We start from the raw sequence: 18,528 nt of genomic DNA, 5'->3' as shown, positions 1-18,528 counted from the left end.
TTGCGCCAAGCCGGTTGCCGTTTACCCGGTACACGCCGACAATCTCCGCTCCGCGCCCCCTGGAGAAATGAGATGCACAGCATTGCGCTGATGGTTTACCCGAACTTTCAATCCCTCAGCCTTAGCCTGGGCTCGGTGTTCGAGTGCGCGAATCTGCTGCGGGGCGAGCAGGCGTATGAGTTTCACCTGGTGTCGGAGAATGGCGGCCCGATCATGACGTCCCAGGGCTTCTCGGTGAACAGCACGCCGATCCGCCCCGAGGGCTATGACACATTGATCGTCAGCGGTTACCTGGAGTTCCAACTGCCTGACGCCAGCCTGCCGCAACTGGTCCAGGCGGCCTCGAAGCAGTCGCGGCGGATTGCTTCGCTGTGCATGGGCATCTTCGTACTGGCCGAGGCCGGGTTGCTGGAGGGCAAGCGCGCAACCACCCACTGGCTGCACGCACCGGCTTTTCGCAAGCGTTACCCGCAGATTCGGCTGGAGGAAGACAAGCTGTTTGTGGTCGACGGCCAGATCTGGACCGGCGCCGGGATGAGCGCCGGGGTTGACCTGGCACTGGCCATGGTCGAGAACGACCTGGGCAGCGACCTCGCCCGGCGCATCGCGCGCAAGCTGGTGATTGCCCAGCGGCGCGGCAGCGAGCAGTCGCAACTCTCAGCGCTGCTGGAACTGGACCCCAAATCTGACCGCGTGCAACTGGCCCTGGCCTACGCCCGGGAGAACCTGACCCACGACCTTTCCGTCGAAGCCCTCGCGGCTGTCGCCAGGCTCAGCCCGCGCCAGTTCAGCCGGGTGTTCCGCGAGGAAACCGGGCAAACCCCGGCCAAAGCCATCGAGTCCCTGCGGGTGGAAGCCGCCCGGGCGATGATGGAGACCAGCCGGCATCCGGTGGAAGTGGTCGCCCGCGAGACCGGGTTCGGTGATCGCGAGCGCATGCGCCAGGCATTTCTGCGGGCGTTCGGCCAGCCGCCACAGGCGATGCAGGCGGCGCTGTTCAGTGCAGGGGCTGGCGCAGCATTCAGCTGACGGATTAGTGCAGGGCGGCCCGGGTCACCAGGAAGCTCAGCAGGTTCGGCTCATCATCCAGCTCGATGGCCTGCACCGGGCGTGGCAGGTTATCCAGCACCGTCCGCCAGAAGGCCTGGCTCACTTCATCCTGGTCATAGAACCGCACCAGCCAATTCGCCTCGCCACTGCTCAACACCTGGGTGGCGATGGCGCGGCCAATGCCCTTGCGGCGGTAGCGTTTCAAGATGAACAGGTCAGCCAGTTCCAGCGCGTCGATTCCCGGTAATTCGCTGCCTTCGATCAGCAGGAAGCCTGCGATAAAGCCGTCGACCAGCAGCAGGTTGGCGCTCCACTGCGGGTCTTCCCAGTAGCGGGCCAGGTGTTCTTCGTGAATGTAGAAGCGGCCGTCCACCTCGACGTCTTCCTGTTCCCAGTCCGAGGACTCGTAGGCGTAGAACTGGTAGAGGTTGGCGATCAGCGCGGCGTGTTCAGGGCCGGTCTCGATCAATTCGACGGTGGTATCGGGGATTGCAGGCATGGGCATCTCGGCAAAAAAACAGGGCGCCATTGTCAACAAAAGCCAGCGGCAATGCCAATACATCGGCCAAGCTTTCTGCTTGCTGAACCGATCGCGATTTTCTCTTGTCAACGACAAAATCATTACAAAGTTAGACTAAACTCCGCAGCACTTCCTCACCCCCTTGTTTTCAGGATAAGTACTTTGACAAACGTCTGCACCAGCGGCCTCGATGTGGGCTTTGCGTCCCTGGATTACCTGCAAATAGGCTTCCTGGGCATCATTCAAGGCATCACCGAATTGTTGCCCGTGTCTTCCACCGCCCACATGCGCATCGTGCCCGCCCTGCTCGGCTGGCCGGATCCCGGCTCGGCATTTTCCGCGGCGATGCAGTTGGCCGCACTGGCGGCCGTGGTCAGTTACTTCTGGAAGGACGTGCGCCAGGTCACGGTCGGCAGCATCAGCGCAGTGCGCCAGGGTGACTACAACAACCAGTGGTTCAAGCTGGCGGTGGCCATTGTATTGGCGACGATTCCGATTGGTATCGCCGGGATTGCCTTGTCGTCGACGCTCAACTCGTGCAACTCGCCGTTGCGCGGGCTGATGGTGATCGGGATTTCCTGCCTGGTGATGGCGGCGCTGTTGGCGGCGGCTGAACTCAGCGCCAGGCATAAGCGCACGGTGGGCGAAATGCGCCTGCGGGATGCACTGATCGTCGGAGTTGCGCAGATTGGCGCATTGATTCCGGGGGTTTCCCGCTCGGGCTCGACCCTGACCGCCGCCCTGCTCCTCAACTTCAAGCGTGAAGAAGCCGCGCGGTTTTCGTTCCTGCTGGGCTTGCCGGCGATCGCCCTGGCGGGTTTGAAGGAGCTGTGGGTGCTGTTCCACGCCGAACTGCCCGCCCACGCCTGGCCGCATCTGATCTTCGGCCTGGTGGTTGCCAGCGTCTCGGCGTTCTTCGCGATCTGGGGCCTGATGAAATTCCTGGAGCGGTTCTCCACCTGGCCGTTCGTCATTTACCGCGCGGTGCTGGGGGTGTTCCTGATTGTCGCGGTGAGCACCGGGTTCCTGTAGGAGCGAGCTTGCTCCTAAGGTGCGCGGTCGGCCAGTTCTTCAAGCAAATCGGCTGACGGTATGAAGAACAGGCCGCCGGTGACCGCCGTGCTGAAGTCCAGCAGGCGGTCATAGTTGCCGGCAGGTCGACCGACAAACATGTTCTCCAGCATCAATTCCAAAGGCTCCGGCGACCGCGCGTAGCCAATGAAGTACGTCCCAAACTCCCCAGCACCCGGCCGGCCAAACGGCATGTTGTCCCGCAGGATCTTCACTTCCTCGCCGTCCTTGGTGATGGTGGTCAACGCACTGTGGGAGTTGGTCGGTTTGGCCGCATCGTCGAGTTCGATGTCCGACAGCTTCGTGCGCCCGATCACCCGCTCCTGCGCCTCGACCGACAATGCGTTCCAGGCCTGCATGTTGTGCAGGTACTTCTGCACCAGCACATAGCTGCCGCCGCTGAACGCCGGGTCCTCATCACCGACAATGGTGAAACCCACCGCCTTGCGCCCGACCGGATTCTCGGTACCGTCGACAAAACCGATAATGCTGCGCATGTCGAAGTAGCGGAAACCCTGGACCTCATCCACCACCGCCACCGCATCGCCCAGCGCGGCCATCAACTGCGTGGCCAATTCAAAACACAGGTCCATTTGATCGGCGCGAATGTGCAGCAGGATATCGCCCGGCGTGGCGGGTGCCAGCCGCCCGGCCACGCCCACTTCCTTGAACGGATGCAACGCCGCCGGACGCGGGCTGCCGAACAGCGCGTCCCACGCCTTTGAGCCAAAACCTGCGACACACGACAGGTTGCCGGCCGGAACGCGCTTGCCGACCGAACGCACCAGGCCAGCAATGTCGCCGCACCAGCTGCGTACCGCTTCGGCTGAATCGCTGCCGGGAGCCAGGGTGGCGACCATGAAAATGGCGCTACTGGTGATCGGGCTGCAGACGGATTGGGGTTCGAGGTGCTGATCGGTTGGCGTTGTCATTGAGAGGTCCACGGGTGGCGGTCGAGATTTCAACGACGGCAGATTAGCAGACAGAAGACGGACGGTCGCGGCTCAGCGCTTAGAGAGCGGTCCCGTTTGCCGGGCTACAGCGCCCGGCATTCAATCCTCAGCAATTGAGGGCCGTGCTCGTGGCATTCAATAACCACCGGCAAAAACAGCTGGATCACCGCCATGTTGCTCTGCAAGTGCTCGGTCATCCGCAGCGTGGTGAAACTGCCGCCGCCGGCAAGTGCCATCGGCAGCAATAGCTGGTCGGCCAGATGCTCGGCAACGACCGCTTCACTGGCAAGCCACTCGAGCGCCTGCTCGATAGCCTGGTCGGCTACCGCCGCTGCTCGCAATCGCGCCTGGCCAAAGGCACTGAACACTTCGGTGACGTGCGCATGAGCATATTCCAACAACAGGACATTGCCCGGCCCGTGCTCCGGATCAAGATTCACCGCGCGCAACTGCTCCGGGCTGATGGACAACCGCTGACGAACACGTTCCAGCTCGCGCTCGGCGACGTGAACGGGCAGCCCGGCACTCAACGCGGTGGCACAGGCGCCCTTCAATTCACCCCGCTCAGTGAGGTGCAATGGCATCAAGGCGCCTGGATGTATAAATGCCATAAGCTCGCCACCGCCAGCCGGTACAAAGCCATGACGCACCAGCGTCAGCTCGACCCGGGCGCCCATCCGCCGCAGTTGCGGCAACCAGGCACGCTCAAGGAAATCCACCGGAGGCGCCATCGGGTTGTGGGTGCCGCCGCAAATGCTGACACGGCTGGGCTGCAGAGCCAGCAGCAATGCCGGCAGCAACGTCTGCAATACCAGGGTGCAACTGCCGGCCGTGCCGATCGAGAACGTATAGTCCCCACCCTGGATCCGCCCCGGCTCGAACAGCAACGCCTGGGAACCCAGTTCAGCACCTTCGACCCGCGCGCCACATACCTCGGCGGCGGCCAGCACTGCCGTCAAGTGCTGGCGCAACAGCCCTGGCCGACTGCGCCTGGTGCGAATATTTTTAATCCACAGCGTACGCCCGGTCACCATCGACAGGCTCAGGCCGCTGCGCAACACTTGGCCGCCGCCCATGGCGCCGTCCAACTCGATCACATCCTGGTTCATATCCATTCCTTATGCGTAGTGCTCCAACGTTTCTTTCAGTGCAGCCGTCTTGAAGTCCCAGGAGGCAGCAACTCACCGCCCTCTAATTGCTGGACCTGCATCAACAAGGCATCGCGTACTGCCTTGGGCGTTTGCGGATCGACCAGGGTGTATTGCTCATCACACCAGGCGCCCACCCTCTCCAGCCAGTAGGCCGAATCACTCGACGACCGCGCAAAACGCTCCAGCAAGTACTCAAGCTGCCTCCATAGCGGCTTGAGCCCTAACAGTGCTCGCCGACGATCGTCCGGCAACGCATGCCACTGACTATCCAGCAGCGCCTCCACCGCGCCATCGATAACCGCCCACGACTGCTGGCTCAGGAGCGCCACTGCACATCTGAAGACCTTCGCCGAGGAGTCGTCGAGGGCCCGGAGTTGCAACGCCAGGCCGCGATCACCCAGCGCTTCAAGCACCAGCTGCCGAACATGCGGCGATGGCGACATGAAAGCCGGCACTATCATCTCGTCAACCGAGACCTCGTTCAGGTCCTTGACCAGCCCGATCAGTCCCAGCCATTCGCGACGAGTCTGCGCAGGTTCTGCACTCAGCCGCGCCAACAGCACTTCACGACAATCCAGCTGCCAGCGATGGGCTGCCCATCTTGCCAGCGAGCGCATAGCCGGCGACGCCTCCAGCAGTGCATTGCGCAGGTATTCGCGCGGGTCCTGGAGCAACGTCAGCAACCTGCGCAGCACCATGACCCGTACGCTGGCGGCAGAGTCGCTCATCGCCTTTTCGAGCAAAGGCAACGCCTGAGCTGCCGGCAGACCAGCACTGGCATCAACGCCCCGCTGGCGAACCGACACATCGGCATGCTCCAGCGCCAACTCCACCAACTCCTGTGAGCCATCCTGCAGCAGCTCAAAGAGAAACCGTGCCGTCTTGCCACGACTGCCAACAAATGCGGCTTGCGCAGCCGGCCGCACCTGCTGCGCCACCAACAAACGGCGCACCTTGGACAATGTCAGGTCGTGGTCAGCACGGCCCTTTCCTGCCAACGCCAGCACCGCGCCCAATACCTGCAACCACAACTCGGCACGCTCCTCTACAAGGAAGCGTTCAACCCCCAGCACCGCTTGCTCGCGAACCTGCGGCACCCAATCATTCAGGCGCTCCAGCAGTGCCTCCAGGGCTTGCTGCGAGGCGTGCCCAGCCAGCGCGCGAACCGCTATTTCCCGGACATACCCATTACCGAACCTGCTAAGGGTGAGCCAGGCTTCATTTACGTCCTGGGTGGCCAGAACTTCCCGCACATACCTCTGAGCGTCATCAGCACGCTTGAGATCCAGTGCCCGATAACGCTCCAACGCCTGCATGCTGTTCATTGTCTTACCCTTTTACGCATACCACCTGACGCAACGTGTGCAGCACTTCCACCAGCTCGCGCTGGGCGTGCATCACTTGGTCGATGTCCTTGTAGGCCATCGGAATCTCATCGATTACCGCGGCGTCCTTGCGGCATTCCACGTGGGCCGTTGCGCGCACCTGATCGGCCACTGTGAAGGTGTTTTTAGCCTTGGTGCGGCTCATGGTCCGGCCAGCACCATGGCTGCAGGAGCAGAACGACTCTTCGTTACCCAGCCCGCGCACAATGAAACTTTTTGCGCCCATCGAGCCCGGAATAATCCCCAACTCACCCTTCTTGGCCGACACCGCACCCTTGCGGGTAACCAGAATGTCTTCACCGAAATGCCGCTCTTTTTGCACGTAGTTGTGATGGCAGTTCACCGCCTCCAGCGCCACTTCAAACGGTTTGTGGATCACCTTGCGTGTCGCCTGAACCACCGCCTGCATCATCAGTTCACGGTTCTGCCGGGCGAAGTCCTGGGCCCAGCCGACTGCTTCAACATAGTCATCGAAGTGCTCACTGCCCTCTTCGAAATACGCCAGGTCCCGATCCGGCAAGTTGGCGATGTGCTGACGCATGTCCTCTTGAGCCAACTGGATAAACAGGTTGCCGATGGCATTGCCGACGCCACGGGAACCGCTGTGCAACATGAACCAGACCCGGTCGGCTTCATCCAGGCAGACTTCGACAAAGTGGTTGCCCGACCCCAGCGTCCCCAGGTGTTGGCGGTTGTTGGTTTTCAGCAGCTTCGGGTACTTGTCGGTGATCGTCTTGAACCGTGGATGCAATGCCGCCCAGGCAACATCGGCCTGCTGCGGAATACTGTCCCAGGCACCCTTGTCACGCCCGTTGCGGCCGCTGGTGCGACCATGGGGCACCGCCGCTTCAATCGCGCAGCGCAGGCCATGGAGGTTATCCGGCAGGTCAGCGGCAGTCAGCGAGGTGCGCGCGGCAATCATGCCGCAGCCGATATCCACGCCAACGGCGGCCGGGATAATCGCGCCCACGGTGGGTATCACGCTGCCAATGGTGGAGCCCTTGCCCAGATGCACATCCGGCATCACCGCAAGGTGCTTGAAAATGAACGGCATCTTCGCCGTGTTCATCAATTGCTGGCGAGCTTCCGGCTCCACCGGCACTCCTTGGGTCCAGAGTTTGATGGGCTTGCCGTTGGCAACTTCCAGCAGTTGAAAAGTAGGTGCTTGCATGTTCTCGACTCTTTTCCATTCGCCACACTCAGGCGGCGTAGTCCTTGAATAAATGGGCCAGGCCCGTAGGCAGTGACAAGGGATCACGGATACGCTGCTCTACCAACTGAGCTACCCGTTGCCGGGGCAGGAATCGAACCTGCGACACGAAGGAGTACCCGTGGCATTCACTGCCAAAATCGTAAAAAGGTGGCACGACAAAAAGTGTGACTGAGCGCCGGAACATACCGGCTTACCAGAGATGTACAGCCACAGGCATTCGTGCCGTCACTGACGCTGACAAGGGTTGACGAGACGTCTTTTGATGTAGTCCCGTCGGCATTCAGCGCCAGTGAAAATCAAACTTCCATTGCTTCAATCGCCCGTACCCAATGTTGCGCACCGTAGCGCCCTTCGGCGAACTGTGCGATCACATCAAATACCGCATCACTGAAGCCTCCTACATTCAAAATGTCCTGGCGGTCCGCCGCCTGCGTCGTAGCGCCCGGCTGCATATCGATACACACCAACCGCGCTTGCGGGTTGATCTGTTTGATCAGCTCCCATTGGCGCATGGTTTCGGTACCGCGCTGGCGCCTTGCATCAATCCACGACTCGTTGTCGGACACCAGTATCACCGTGTCCACTTTCATTTTGGCGCCGGCTATCTTGGCCAGCGGCGCCGAACAGTTGGTCCCGCCTCCGCCGATGGCTGCCAGTTTCTTCGCATTGCTCATCACACTGTCACGCGGGTTGAGCCGGATATCCACCACATGATTTTCAAACGGCATCAAGCATGCGTCCGGCTGCTTGCGCAAGATCGCGGCGCCAATCAAGGCCGCCACATCGATGCAACGTACAGCGCTCGTGGCGCCCTCGCGGTAACCGGTCACCGGGCTGTGCATCGAGCCCGACACATCAGGGCAAACCACTACCGAACCCTGCAAAACCGGCACGTTGGCCAGGGACAACTCAAGAGCATCCTGCAAGGCCTCCCGCACACGCGCCGGTACGTCATCTCCCGCCATCCGATACGCCGCCAGCAGTTGGTACGGGTACACCCGCGCCTTGGCGATCGCCTCTGCATCAGCCAATCGCGCTGCCACTTGCCATGCAAACCCTGGCACCTCGAATGCGCCCTGGCGGGCAAAGGTGTTGAGGTTCATGCGCAGCGCCTGCCAGCCCATGTTATCGGCCTGGGCAGCCCACTGTTCCTTGCTGAGCTTCTCGTTTCCAAGCAACTGGAACGGTACCGCCGGTACTTCGGTGCTTGAACCGCTACGAAAGGCGAGCAAAGCCCGGGTCAACTCCGGCAAGGCCTGTACATCCACTGGCCGCCCGATCAACCAGGCGAAGAACGCTTCACGCCATGGTTCAGTGGGCTTGGGGTGAACCATTTTCACCACATCCGCCAACGACGGTTGATTACCCACCGAGGCTTGCAACAACTGACGCTCCGTCGCGGTGTTCAACCAGTTCTGTACCAGGCGCTTGGGCTGCGAACCCAGGGATTTGCGTCCGGTCACTCCGCTGCGCAGGATTTGCACGAAGTTGCGCAACATCTTGCCGCTGTCCACCACCTGCTCGAACACCTGCGGCACCATCACCGAACGCTGGGCCACCAATGCGGCCAACAGCAACGCCGGCATGTCTTTCATGTGGCCCTGGCGGCGGGCATAACACGCAACCTTGGCGACATAACGGCTGTCCAGCTCGCCGGCCAGTTGCAATACGCTGTCCAGCTGGCTTTCAGCTGAGGCGTGGAAGGTCTGGTTCAAGCAACCGGTGACTGCCAACTGGGCCAGTTTGTGCTTGGTGCTGTAGGCATAAGCCGGTACCTGTGTAGCGTTCAAGGTATCGCATGCAGGCAGTTTCGCCTGCTGGGTGTTGAAGACTTGGGAGTTGGCCATCGTGGCGTCTCGCTCTGTTGTGTGTTTCGTTGCGAGAGTTATTGCAGCCGCCATGCCAGTTTTGTTTTTTGAACGTGAAAATTTTTTATCTATTTGTTTTATATAGTTATTTTTTATTCTGGTCATTTCACCGCTCAGCAGCGGTGACATTCGCATCACAAATTACTTATCCTTACATATCGTCATATATATTTTGGTATCACCATGAGTCAAAAACGCACGGTTGCCATCGGTTTTATCGGTTCAACCCTCGACAGGGTCGGCAAAGGTGCCAACCGCTGGAACCATTGGCGTCCCAGCGTGGGCCTCTGCCAGCAGCAAGAGGTACTGATTAATCGCCTCGAACTGATTCACGGCATCGATGCCCGCGACGTCAGCCTGGCTCAGCGAGTCCGCGACGACATCCAGCAGGTATCGCCGGAAACCGAGGTGCGGCTGCACCCGATGCACCTGAAGAACCCCTGGGATTTCGAGGAGGTGTACGGCGCGTTGCACGACTTCACCGCCGCTTACCGCTTCGATACCGACCACGAGGACTACCTGGTCCACATCACGACCGGCACCCACGTCGCGCAAATCTGCTGGTTCCTGCTGACGGAAGCACGCTACCTGCCCGCCCGCTTGATCCAGACCTCCCCGGCTCGCCGTCGCAACGAAGAAGAGCGCGCCACCGGTACCCATGCCCTGATCGACCTCGACCTGTCACGCTACGACCGCATCGCATCGCGCTTCGCCCACAAGCGTCTGGAAAGCCTGGCCTTCCTCAAATCCGGAATCGCCACCCGCAACCCGGCCTTCAACCGCTCCATCGAACAAATCGAACGTGTGGCCGTACGCTCCAAGGCGCCGATGCTGCTGATCGGCCCCACCGGTGCCGGCAAGTCATTCCTCGCGCGGCGCATCTACGAACTCAAGCGCAGCCGGCATCAAGTCCAGGGGCGCTTTGTCGAAGTGAACTGCGCCACCTTGCGCGGCGATGGCGCGATGTCGGCGCTGTTCGGCCATATCAAAGGTGCCTTCACCGGCGCCCAGAACGCTCGCGATGGCTTGCTGCGCGCGGCGGATGGCGGCATGTTGTTCCTGGATGAGATCGGCGAACTGGGGCTCGACGAACAGGCGATGCTGCTCAAGGCCGTCGAAGAAAAACGCTTCTTCCCCCTCGGCGGAGACCAGGAAGTCACCAGCGACTTCCTGATCATCGCCGGCACCCACCGCGACTTGCGCGGCCGCGTCGCCGAAGGGCTGTTCCGCGAAGACCTGTACGCCCGGATCAACCTCTGGACCTTCGACCTGCCGGGCCTGGCCGGGCGCCGCGAAGACATCGAGCCCAACATCGACTTCGAACTGGAGCGCCACGCCCGCGAACAAGGCCAGGTGGTGCGCTTCAACCTGGAAGCACGCCGGCGTTACCTCGCCTTTGCCTGCTCCAGCGAAGCGGCGTGGCTGGGCAACTTTCGCGAACTGTCGGCGTCCATCACGCGCATGGCCACCCTGGCGGACAGCGGGCGCATCGACGAAAGCCAGACCCAGGAAGAAATCGATCGACTGCGCTACGCCTGGGGCCTGGAGTCGCCGCAAAACGATTGGCTGTCACGCCTGGGCGTCGATACCGAACTGGACCTGTTCGACCAGTTGCAACTCAACGCCGTAATCGAAATCTGCCGCCAGTCCGACAGTATTTCCGATGCGGGAAGGCGCCTGTTCGGCGTCTCCCGACAAGCCAAGGCGCAACCGAACGATGCCGACCGCTTGCGCAAATACCTGGCGCGGTTTTCGATTGACTGGAAGCAGTTGGTGGAGTTGAAGGGCTGATGGACTGGCGAATAGCCATTAAGCGAAAGACGGCGGCTTAGAGATCCCGCAGATTCGCCGCCTCTTCGTTTGCGTAGGAAAATTCCAACAGCGGGGGCTCCCCTACCCCAGCCTCCCGATGGTAGTGTGTGAAATTGTTTCTGACCTTTCGATCAGACATTTCTCACTCACTCCCTGCAAAGGAATGCCCTCAGCAATGGACTTTTCCCTCAAGCAACTGGCCGTAGCCACCCTGATGGCCGCCAGTCTTTCGGTGTTTACCACCCAGGCTCAAGCCAACCTCACGCCACAACAGAACGCGATCATCCTGAAGACCTTCAGCGATGCTTCGGTCAAGGATTTCCGGCAGTTCCTCGCCAGCCTGGCCAAGAGCGATGTGGCCAAGAGCGACAACCTCGGCCCGGCCATCAGTGCCTTCCTCGACAACAAGAACCTGACCGCCGACCAGCAGAACGAAATCCATCGTCTGCTGGGCCTCTATGCGCGGGTGAAGTACGGCGCCGCCGCCACCGAAACCCTGCGCGAGCTGGTGGAGATTCCGACCTTCCAGGTGGCCGGCGTAGCCCAGCATGACAACCCCGAGTTCACCAAGATCGCCGCCAAGATCAAAAGCCTGGCCGAGTCGTTCAACCTGAACTTCCGCAACATCGACAACCGTGTCTACGAGATTTCCCTGGAAGGCAGCGGCGATGAAGTCGTCGGCATCCACGCCCACGCCGATGTGGTGCCGGTGACCCCGGAAAACTGGGTGCTGAAAGATGGCACCAAGCTTGATCCGTTCAAGGTCACGCTGATCGGCGACCGCATGTATGGCCGTGGCACCGAGGATGACAAGAACGGCATCGTGGTGGCGATGTACGCGATGAAGGTGATCAAGGAAGAGAAGCTGCCGCTGGCACGCAATTTCAAGCTGTTGGTGGACACCACCGAGGAAACCTCCGGCGACGCGATCCCGTACTATTTCGAACATAACCCAACGCCTAACTACAACCTGGCGCTGGATGGCGGCTACCCGGTGGTGATCGCCGAGAAAGGCTACGGCACGGTCATGGCCAAGTTCCCCAAGCGCAAGGCTGAAGGCAAAGGCGCAGAAATCATCTCGATGACCGGCGGCAAGGCCACCAATCAGATTCCTTCGGCCTCGGTGGTGACATTGCTCACTGACAAGCCCGCCGAACTGGCCGCCAGCCTGCAAAAGGCCGGCAGCGAGTACGCCAAGCGCAATGGCGGCGACTTCGAAGTGGCGGCCAAGGTGGTCGGCAAAGACGTTCAGTTGACCGTCACCGGTGTGTCCGCCCACTCCTCCGAGCCGGAGTCCGGGGTGAACCCGGTGGCCAGGGTGCTCGACTTCCTCAACAGCCTCGACGGCAAGGTGGCGCTCAAGCACAACCAGTTCACCGACGCCGCGCATTATGCCGCCAATAACTGGGGCCTGGATTACCTGGGCGGCAAGCTGGGCGTGGGTTTCTCCGATGCGTTCATGGGGCCGCTGACCACGTCGTTGACCTATGTGGGCGAGGATGACAACACCTTCAAACTGGCGGTCAACCTGCGAGTACCGAAGGGTAAGTCGCCGGAAGCGCTCAAGGCTGAAATCGCCGACAAGCTGGCCGCCTGGACCCAGAAGAACCACGTGGCCGTGAGCTTCGACTACTCCATCGCCGAACCGATGTACCGCAACCCTGAAGGCGAGTGGGTCAAGGCGCTGCTGGCGGTGGCCAGCGAAAACCTGGGGATGGAGCACAAGTACGGCACATCGGCCGGCGCGACCTCGGTGCACGAGCTACCGAATGGCGTGCAGTTTGGCCTGGCGCGGCCGGAGGTCAAGTACACCGGCCATACCGACAACGAGTTCAAGACCGTCGACCAGTTCCTGCTGGACCTGCAGATCGTCACTGAAATGATGGGCCGCATCGGGCAACTGCCGAAGCTCTGACCCACCCATCGGACCCGCCGTCCTGGCGGGTCCACTAGGCAATACGCCAGCCCTTCGACGCTCGCCGCTGCGCGAGGAACCGGGCATAGCGCCCCTGTCGCGCCGTCAACTGTTCAGGCGTGCCCTGCTCTACCACCCGCCCTTCATCCAGCACCACAATCTGGTCAGCCATCACCACCGTCGACAACTGATGCGCAATCACGATCAACGTGCACGTGCCGCGCAAGCGTGCCAGGGTCTCGGCGATCACCGCCTGGTTCTCGGCGTCCAGTGCCGCCGTGGCTTCGTCCACCAGCAGGATCGGCGCGCCCTTGATCAACGCACGGGCGATCGCGATACGCTGGCGCTCGCCGCCGGACAGGCGCGCCCCGCCCTCGCCGACACGGGTGGAAAGCCCCATGGGCAGGCGCTCGATAATCGACTGCACACCAGCCTGCCGCGCGGCCTCCAGCACTTGCGCATCGCTGGCGTCGGGCTTGCCGAGGCGAATGTTGTCGGCGACGCTGCCCTCGAACAGGTACGTATCCTGGAAAATCTGGCTGATCTGCGCGTTGAGTTGCTCGCCGGACATCTGCCGCACGTCCACGCCCCCCACACATACTTGCCCTTGGCTGACCTCGAAAAACCGCGCGACCAGTCGCAGCAACGTAGTCTTGCCCGAGCCAGAAGCGCCCACCAGCGCGGTCATGCTGCCAGGCTCTATCCGCAGGTTTACCCCGCGCAGCACGTCCCGAGGGCCGCCCGGGTGGCGGAAGCTGACGTCGAACAATTCCACCGAGGCGTCCCGTGGAGAGTGCGGCGCGCCCGGTTCCTGCAGCGGTGATGCGGCCAGGATCTCCCGTACCGCCTCAAGCTGCACCGCAGCGCTGCGCAGGGTCTCGCCATAGCCGGCCACCTCCAGCAGCGGGTCAATGAAGCGGCTGACCAGCAACAGCGACACCATCACCGCAATCACCGAGCCCACGTGCAAGGCGTTCCCCAGGTAGGCGTCAAGCCACAATGCGGCAGTGATCAACAAGGCCGCAAACACCCCTTGCACCAGCCACATATTCAGCAGCACCGACGTCGCGGACAGCAGGATCAGGCGCGCCCCGGTTGCGTGTTGCTGCTCAATCGCCCGTTGCAGGAACACCGCACTGCCGCTGCCACTGAATGCGCGCAACACCGACTGCGACTGGGCGAATTCCAGCATGCGCTGGCTGGTCTGCGCCGAGCTGCGCTGGAACGCCCGGTCGGCACGCCGGCCCAGCCGCGCGCTGAACCAAAACGCTGCGCCGAGAATCGGCAGCGCCAACACCGCGATCAGCCCCAGCTTCCAGTGCAGCACACACAGCGCCAGCACCAGCACCAACGGCGTCACCACGCCGCTGAGCACCGGGGTAAACACATGGGCGGGAAGCTGGGCCACAGTCATCATGCCTTGGGTCACCACCTGGTTGAGCCGCGCCGTGTTATCGGGGGTAAACCAGCCGACGGGCAAGCCGGCCACGTGGTCGCCGATGCGCTGACGCCCGCCTTGCAGCACCGCTACGCCGACCGCCACGCCGGCCTTCTCGACTTCCCGGCGGGTGGCCCAACACGTGACCACCGCGGCGAGGAACACCACCAGCCACAACGCGGCTTCGGCAAGGTCACCGTTGAGCATATCGGTCAGCACCGGCACCAGCGCGGCGATGGTCAGCCCGCACAGCGCGCCGTAGAACACCACCTTCCCAACGTAACGACGGAATACCGGGCCCTCGTCGCCCAGCAGTTCGATAAAGGTTTTCAGCATGTCGGCAGCGCCTGTTCCCGGGTCTGTTTGTAACCGCCCGACGCCCACAGGCGCGCGTAGCGGCCCTCCTGCGCGATCAGTCGAGGGTGGGTACCCTGTTCAACGATGCGGCCGTTTTCCAGCACAATGATGTGGTCGGCGTGCATCACGGTATCGAGGCGATGGGCGATCACCAGCAGCGTACGGCCCTGGGCAAAGCGCGACAGCGCCTCCTGGATCGCGACCTCGTTCCCCGCATCGGCGGCGGCCGTGGGTTCATCCAGCACCAGCACCGGCGGCGCCAGCAATACGGCGCGGGCGATGCTGATGCGCTGCTGCTCGCCACCGGACAGTTGCGCGTCCTCGCCGATCACCGAGGCGTAGCCCCGGGGCAAACCGATGATGCACTCATGAATATTCGCCGCCCGCGCGGCGGCCTCGATTTCCTTCTGGCTGGCGCTGGGCCGGCCGAGGGCGATGTTCTCGGCCACGCTGGCGTGGACCAGCCGCACCTCTTGCAGCACAAAACCGATCAGGCTGTAGAGCTGCGAGGCCTCGACCTGCCGCAGGTCGACGCCCCCCAGGGTGATACGCCCTTCGGTCGGGTCGAAAAAGCGCAGCAACAGGCGCGCCAGGGTCGACTTGCCCGAACCCGAGGCCCCGACAATGGCCGTCACCGTGCCGGGCTTGAGGGTAAAGCTGATGCCGGAAAGTACCGGGTTCTGTGGGTGGTAGGCATAGCCGAGGTTTTCGACACGCACCTCGGCGTCCTTGGGCAGCCGCTCGGAACCCGGTTCCACCTGCGCCAGTACCGGCGTTGCCAGCAGTGCCTGCACACGCTGGGCAGCACCGGCGGCGCTGTCCAGAGCGTGAGCGATGTAACTCAGCAGCATCAGCGGCGCGCAGATGCCCGGCGCAACCAGGGCAAACGGCAGGACCTCCACGGCGCTGATCCAGCCAAGGCTGACAAACAGCATGCCGAACGTCAGCACCACCGCGAGCACCGTCACCGGGGCGATCATCGCGTTGGCGTTGGCCATCGTTCCTACCAGCGGCCGGGTGAACGCAACAAAGGCCTCGCTGAAATCATCCACTGCCTCCCGGTAACCCGCATGGGCCTTGCCGGTGGCGCCGAAAGCCTTGACTACGGGAATGCCGTTGACGAACTCGACCACCGCGTTATTGACCCGGGTCATGCGCTTGACAAAGGCCTGCATGTTGCTGCCGCTGGCGTTCATCGCCTGGGCAAAAAACAGGAAAAACCCCGGAAATGGCAGCAGCGAGACCAGCGCCATGCGCCAGTCCACCGTGAACAGATAGACCGTCGACAGCAGCACGGCCCCGGCGCAACGGCCCACGGTGGTGTAGAAATGCGCGGTGAGGCTGTGCAGGATGCCGATATCGTCCTGCATCGCCTGCTTGACCTCGCCGGACGCACGCTCTGTGAACCAGCCCAGCGGCACCTGGCTCAGTCGCTGGGCGATCGCCAGCCGCAGGTGGCGAGTGAGGTGATTGTCGGCCAGGTGCGCAATGGTCTCGGCAAGCGTCAGCAGCAGCATGCCCGTGAACAGGCTCGCCAGGCTGACGCCGATCGTCAACCACACTTCGCTCGAGGCCTGGGCCATCGACGGCCCGCCGAGGGCGATCCTCGCGATATGCACAATGCCGCCCAGCGGCACCAGCGTCAGCATGCTGCCCACACCGGCCAGCAGCGCTGCAACGACCAATCGCCCGCGTACCGGCCTCAACACCTGCGAGACCGCGCCCCGCCCCCCGGGTTTGGCCGCAGCCCTGTCCTTGTTACTCATGAAGTCTCCCTGACTGAATGAGCCTGTGCTCGCCCTTACCTTGTCTTCCGAACGAGCGGCCAAAACCCTCAATCGAACAGGCAAAAAATATTCAGGCAGGGGCGCTGACGGTCACCCAATAGCGCGTCCGCCGCACCACGCGTATCGGCAACGCGGCGGCGAGGTTGTCCAGCGCCAGGTCGGTATTGTTCAGGTGCAACACGCCGCTGACCCGCAGCATTGCCACCTCCGGCGCGCAACGCAGTACACCGGGACGATAGCGTGCCAGCTCGGCGACCAGCTCATCGAGGCGCGTAGCGTCGGCCACCAGCAGGCCCTTGACCCAGGCGACGTTGCGGTCAGTCACCTGCGTGACGGGTTGTACCTGGTCCCTGGAGATCGTCGTGCCCTGGCCGGCCTCCACCCGCACACCGGCGCCGTGCGCGGGCTGGACGTGCACGGCGCCTTCCAGCACCGCCACCTGGCAGCTGTCATCGCATTGGCGCACGCTGAAACGTGTGCCCAGGGCCTGAAGCACGCCCTGGCGCGTCTGTACCCGAAACGGCCGGGGTGACGGCGCGGTAGTGATGAACACCTCGCCGGCCCGCAGCAGCACCAGGCGCTGATGGTCGTCGAACTGCACGTCAATCGCCGAGGCGGACGCCAGCACCACGCGGGTGCCGTCGGGCAATGCGACTTCGCGAACTTCACCAGTGGCCGTGCTATGGCCGGCGCTTGCCAGTTGCCAGGCGTCGGTGCGGCGCACGCCGTAGGTAAGGCCGCCCGCCGCGACCAGCAGGCCGAGCAGCCGCAGGGTACTCCGACGATTGAGGGCGTCAGGGGCGTCGGGTTCGGCCAGGCTGTGTTTGGCTACCGAGGCGGGCACGCTGTGAAGTTTTTGCTCGAAGCCCAGCAGGCGCGTCCAGGCCAGTTCGTGATGGGGGTGTTCGGCACGCCAGCTCAGGCAGTTGGCGTGGTCCGCCTCACTGGCGTCGTCGGCCCAGAGGCGCGCCATCCAGGCGGTGGCGCGTTCGATGATATCCGGGGAGATGGGCTGCTCGGTCGACATCGCGGCGGGTCAGCCGTGCAGGGTCTGGTAGCAGGCCATCAGGCCGGCGGCGATGTATTTTTCCACCGACGAGACGGAGACCTGTAACTCGGCGGCGATCTCGCGGTAGCTCAGGCCGTCGAGCTTGCACAGCAACAGGGCCTGGCGCGCCTTGGGTGGCAGGCTGTGCAGGGCGGCGTCGATTTCGATCAGGGCCTCGATGGCCAGGGCTCGGGTTTCTTCGTCCGGTGCCGAGGGTTCGGGCAAGAGGGCCAGGGCTTGCAGATAGGCGGATTCGATCTGGCGGCGCCGGTAGAGATCGATGACCAGGCCGTTGGCGATCTGAGTGAGATGACGCCGGGACTCGCCGGTGGGCGGCAGTTGGCCCTTGCGCATGAGTTGCAGGTAGACGTCGTGGGCCAGGTCGGCGGCGTCGAACGCGTTGCCCAGCTTGCGTCGCAATACGGTACGTAGCCAGCCGTTGTGGTCGACATATAGAGTTTCAACCTGGCGTTGAAAGGCGAACTGTCCGATGTTCACAAACCTCTCCTTTTACCCAATGGTCCCGGGAGTGCTGGGGCATTGGGTTGTTGGTAACAGTTTGCAAGACTATCGGCTCTGGGGCGTGGGTGCAATGTGGGGGGTTGGGGGGGCTGGGGTGTACATATCCGTTATTTTTGTAACGGCTGGTATGGGTTCCGCTCTTACAGCGGGTCACTTTTGAAAAGCCTGTACGGACCGGACACATGGTGGACACATGTACGGGGACATGGTTGACACATTATGAACCGTAATCAGGCTGCTTCACGTCGATCGTTCGCAAAAAGTGATGGCAGAAATAGACATCAAACAGCCCGTCACTTTCAGTGTTCGGACGTAGTGCAACGTGATGTCCAGCCAGGCCTTTGGCGATCCTGAAGTAGCGCTTCTGAAACTTAAATCGACTGTGATAAACCTTGGCCTTTAAATCGTCCGGCCCGTACTCAAACTCCAAAAGCGTCT

14 protein-coding genes and 1 pseudogene are annotated in these 18,528 nt (G+C 62.3%); 4 read left to right on the top strand and 11 right to left on the bottom strand.

The annotated features are described in order from the left end of the window. The first annotated feature begins 72 nt into the window (after nucleotides 1-72). A complete protein-coding gene (locus P3C29_RS29960; protein WP_201123222.1) occupies nucleotides 73-1,029 on the top strand; it encodes a GlxA family transcriptional regulator in 957 nt (318 codons plus the stop codon). 4 nt (nucleotides 1,030-1,033) lie between these two features. Here P3C29_RS29960 and P3C29_RS29955 read toward each other — a convergent pair whose 3' ends face one another. Further along, on the bottom strand, nucleotides 1,034-1,549 hold the full coding sequence (locus tag P3C29_RS29955; RefSeq protein ID WP_010173539.1) for a GNAT family N-acetyltransferase: 516 nt from the start codon (nucleotides 1,547-1,549) through the stop codon (nucleotides 1,034-1,036). Nucleotides 1,550-1,732: 183 nt separating this feature from the next. Between P3C29_RS29955 and P3C29_RS29950 the strand changes: the two genes are divergently transcribed. Continuing rightward, nucleotides 1,733-2,602 (top strand): undecaprenyl-diphosphate phosphatase, encoded by an 870-nt coding sequence (locus P3C29_RS29950; RefSeq protein WP_275966170.1) that lies wholly within the window; start codon nucleotides 1,733-1,735, stop codon nucleotides 2,600-2,602. Between the two features lie 14 nt (nucleotides 2,603-2,616). On the opposite strand, the gene P3C29_RS29945 is transcribed toward P3C29_RS29950, so the two are convergent. The 5 genes from P3C29_RS29945 to P3C29_RS29925 all read right to left on the bottom strand — a co-directional run bounded on the left by P3C29_RS29945 (nucleotide 2,617) and on the right by P3C29_RS29925 (nucleotide 9,190). Continuing rightward, entirely contained in the window at nucleotides 2,617-3,573 is a 957-nt protein-coding gene (locus P3C29_RS29945) for a Dyp-type peroxidase (protein ID WP_275966169.1), read from the bottom strand. A gap of 104 nt (nucleotides 3,574-3,677) precedes the next feature. Continuing rightward, a complete protein-coding gene (gene rtcA, locus P3C29_RS29940) occupies nucleotides 3,678-4,703 on the bottom strand; it encodes an RNA 3'-terminal phosphate cyclase (protein ID WP_275966168.1) in 1,026 nt (341 codons plus the stop codon). Nucleotides 4,704-4,738: 35 nt separating this feature from the next. Further along, a complete protein-coding gene (locus P3C29_RS29935) occupies nucleotides 4,739-6,070 on the bottom strand; it encodes a PBS lyase (RefSeq protein ID WP_275966167.1) in 1,332 nt (443 codons plus the stop codon). A gap of 4 nt (nucleotides 6,071-6,074) precedes the next feature. After that, a complete protein-coding gene (locus tag P3C29_RS29930; protein ID WP_201123210.1) occupies nucleotides 6,075-7,301 on the bottom strand; it encodes an RtcB family protein in 1,227 nt (408 codons plus the stop codon). A 338-nt stretch (nucleotides 7,302-7,639) separates the two neighbouring features. After that, on the bottom strand, nucleotides 7,640-9,190 hold the full coding sequence (locus P3C29_RS29925; RefSeq protein WP_275966166.1) for an RNA-binding protein: 1,551 nt from the start codon (nucleotides 9,188-9,190) through the stop codon (nucleotides 7,640-7,642). A 204-nt stretch (nucleotides 9,191-9,394) separates the two neighbouring features. On the opposite strand from P3C29_RS29925, the gene rtcR reads away from it, so the two are divergent. After that, nucleotides 9,395-11,002, top strand: a complete 1,608-nt coding sequence (rtcR, locus tag P3C29_RS29920) for an RNA repair transcriptional activator RtcR (RefSeq protein ID WP_275966165.1) — start codon at nucleotides 9,395-9,397, stop codon at nucleotides 11,000-11,002. A 196-nt stretch (nucleotides 11,003-11,198) separates the two neighbouring features. Continuing rightward, entirely contained in the window at nucleotides 11,199-12,938 is a 1,740-nt protein-coding gene (locus P3C29_RS29915) for a dipeptidase (protein WP_169387984.1), read from the top strand. A gap of 34 nt (nucleotides 12,939-12,972) precedes the next feature. Here P3C29_RS29915 and P3C29_RS29910 read toward each other — a convergent pair whose 3' ends face one another. The 5 genes and pseudogenes from P3C29_RS29910 to P3C29_RS29890 form a co-directional block, all read right to left on the bottom strand. Beyond that, complete coding sequence (locus tag P3C29_RS29910) at nucleotides 12,973-14,712, bottom strand: ABC transporter ATP-binding protein (protein ID WP_275966164.1); 1,740 nt, start codon at nucleotides 14,710-14,712, stop codon at nucleotides 12,973-12,975. After that, complete coding sequence (locus P3C29_RS29905; protein WP_275966163.1) at nucleotides 14,706-16,499, bottom strand: ABC transporter ATP-binding protein; 1,794 nt, start codon at nucleotides 16,497-16,499, stop codon at nucleotides 14,706-14,708. The genes P3C29_RS29910 and P3C29_RS29905 overlap by 7 nt, the downstream gene beginning before the upstream one ends. Nucleotides 16,500-16,590: 91 nt before the next feature. Then, nucleotides 16,591-17,547, bottom strand: coding sequence for a FecR domain-containing protein (locus P3C29_RS29900; protein WP_275966162.1), 957 nt, complete (start codon nucleotides 17,545-17,547; stop codon nucleotides 16,591-16,593). 9 nt (nucleotides 17,548-17,556) lie between these two features. Continuing rightward, entirely contained in the window at nucleotides 17,557-18,066 is a 510-nt protein-coding gene (locus tag P3C29_RS29895) for a sigma-70 family RNA polymerase sigma factor (protein ID WP_010173563.1), read from the bottom strand. Nucleotides 18,067-18,307: 241 nt separating this feature from the next. Continuing rightward, nucleotides 18,308-18,528: pseudogene (locus P3C29_RS29890) on the bottom strand (IS481 family transposase); the annotation flags it as partial.

The organism is Pseudomonas sp. 1912-s, assembly GCF_029269205.1.
Taxonomy (GTDB): Bacteria; Pseudomonadota; Gammaproteobacteria; order Pseudomonadales; family Pseudomonadaceae; genus Aquipseudomonas.
This window is presented reverse-complemented; position numbering and strand designations above follow the sequence as displayed.